Here is a 2675-nt window from a genome sequence, read left to right on the forward strand (position 1 = left end):
TTCCCCTGGCTACTATATGTTGTACTCACAAGGGCATAGTCTAAGTTTTGCGCCTGTGCCAAACTAATGCGTTCAGTACGCTCATCAGCATATTTAATCTGGACTATGTTCAGGTCGATTCCTGTCACAGTAAATTCCTGTCCGTTACGTCGTCCCAATTGCCGATCGTTTTTCTTCCATTGCAAGCGATCGCCGACGGCAATTTCAATCTGGTGACTTTGGTAAACCGCTTTCTCAAAAGCCGTGTCTACATCCATTACCTGACCATTATCACCAATTAGGGTCAACTTATCAGTAGTTCGACCTACCACTTCATATAATTTGCCTTTAGAAAGCCCCCGGCGTTTGTAATCCCGTGTGGGCATGATCACATCACCAATTTCAAAGTTATGGGCAAACCGCATCTGTACAATTGAGAGATTTTTGGTTTGCAATTGGGTGATGGTTGCAGTTTCTCCCAAAGTTCCTTCACCCAAGAGCTTCGAGCGAATCGCTTGGGTAAGGGCAAGTCTTTCTGTATTTGTTCCAGCTAACACAAGAGTTTTTAGTCGCTGCTCTGGTGTCCCTACTATATAATCACTGGCGATCTGCTCTATTTTGGATTCTGAAGAAACAGTTTTTATTGAGCCGGTCGCCAGTAGATGTTCAAATCCCGCTTCTACTCTGCCATCGGCAATTAAATCTACTGCCAGCTTCAGTTGAGGGTCTTTTTGGCGCAACGATTCATTGAGGTGTGCGGTTTTGATTCCCGCCTGTTGCAAGGATTTGAAGGGATTCCCTGCTGATACTGCTGACAACTGCCGAGTGTCACCGACTAAAATCACCCTAGCTTGAAGTAAGGTTGCTCGTTGTAGGAGTGCATGGGCATCCTTAGCACTGAGTAAACCCGCTTCGTCCACAATCCAGATTTGATTTGGTTTAATTTCTTGTGGTTCAGTGACAAGTAATCTAGCCACTGTCTCAGACTGAATTTCTAACTCTTCACTCAAAACCTTAGCAGCAGAGGAACTAGGGGCAAAGCCAATAATAGTGTATCCGGCATCTGTGGCTATCGCTTTCAACTCCTTGAGGGCGAAAGTCTTACCAGCACCAGCTACTCCCTGCCATGCAATGAACTGGTCAGATGTTGTTGCAGCTAATTCTACTGCTTGGCGCTGTCCGGTATTTAGTAAGGTTTTCTGTAACTGGCTCTCAACTACTTCTCTATTAGTTATTGGGACTACTTTTCCAACACCTTGCTGCATCAACTCAATCGTCGCCAACTCCCGCCTCACTGCTGTCATCGTCGTAAATTGGTGAGTCAACCCTGGCAAACCGATTAACTCCTGATGTTCTCTAATCAGGGGTGCAATCGCTGTTACATCCGTAGCTAAACGTTCTTCTAGGATGAATTTTTCTAAATCCTCTTGTCTAAAAGCGACATTTCTCTCACTGCAATGTGCGATCGCATCATCTAGGGCATCAATCAGACTTTTTTGCTCAACCACAAGAGGAACCTGTTCTTTTCTTGGTTCTCCTGGCTTGACAAATGTGATACCCAATGCAGCAACTTCTGACTTCCACAATGCAACTAATTCTGATTCTGGTAGTTTCTGCTTGCGCTGGCGAGTATTATCCCAGATTTTCTCACGTTCGGCCCAAGTCGAATTAGCACCAGATGAGGCGATGATTTGCTGTCGCCGCTTAGAAAATGCCTCTAAATCCTCGAATTTAAACCCTTTTATATCAAACTGCCCATGTTTGCTCTTTTCTATCTCGTAGCCAAGCTTCTGCACCTCACGCGCCAGAGAGCTTTGGTATACCATCCCCAAGAATTTTTTATTGGCGAATATCTCGTTATTACCCAAACTCAGCCACCTACCATCTGGAGTTTGGGTCATGTTCATCAGCAAACAATGGGTGTGCAGATGTGGGTCTAAATCCCGACTTTCGATGTGATCGAACTGCGCGACGACCAAGTTACCAGTCTTAACCCTATGTCTGCCGCTATTATCTGTCACTCTGGTATAGGCGTAACGCTGCTCTATTAGCTCCAGGGTTTCTTTTAGCGCCTGATGATGGGCATCGATTAACCGTGTATCCCCACCTACCAATGCCATCAAGCTTACACTTTTGGGCGCAGAAAATGTACAGTCTAATGCGGCTCTGCGTTCTCCTTTCCCCTTTTCTTTGACTACTCTGGCATTCAATACCTCACGACCATCAGGCGTAAGCCCCTCAATGATATTTTTAAAAGCGTCTTCGTCATCGACTGCCCCTGACAACCCCAACTTTTTAGCACCTTGACCACTCCAAAGCGACTTTCCTTGGTGATAGTAATTCTTGATGAAGTAGTTCACCGCCATCTCACTTGAGACGTTAGCCTCTGTTAGCATGGCTCACCTCTGTTATGGGGTTTACAAAAGTTAATCCTTGTTCTATTCCATCTGTTAGTGCGACCTACTCTCGTCAAGAAATTCTGATTATTTTCTCTTATTGCAAGATAATCACCCTTGCAATAAGTATTGAAGTCAAAATCAATCCCCGTCATCAAACTTCGTGGTGCTTGATGACGAATGAAATTTTTTTCGTGAGACTTTGACCAAAACAAAATTTTATTTCCCCAACTCTCCTGTCATTTAATATAGCAAAAAATCAGAGTATTCTTTCCGCCAAATATGGCGTACTGTGCGTCA

The 2675-nt window shown here is 44.6% G+C and carries 1 protein-coding gene; it reads right to left on the bottom strand.

The window, feature by feature from the left end:
* Positions 1-2375, bottom strand: a 2375-nt coding sequence (gene mobF, locus V7K38_RS01990) for a MobF family relaxase (protein WP_334855054.1), incomplete at its 3' end; no start/stop codon positions are given.
* Positions 2376-2675 lie beyond the last annotated feature (300 nt).

It is taken from the genome of Nostoc sp. (genome assembly GCF_036917465.1).
In the GTDB taxonomy this organism is placed as follows: domain Bacteria; phylum Cyanobacteriota; class Cyanobacteriia; order Cyanobacteriales; family Nostocaceae; genus Nostoc.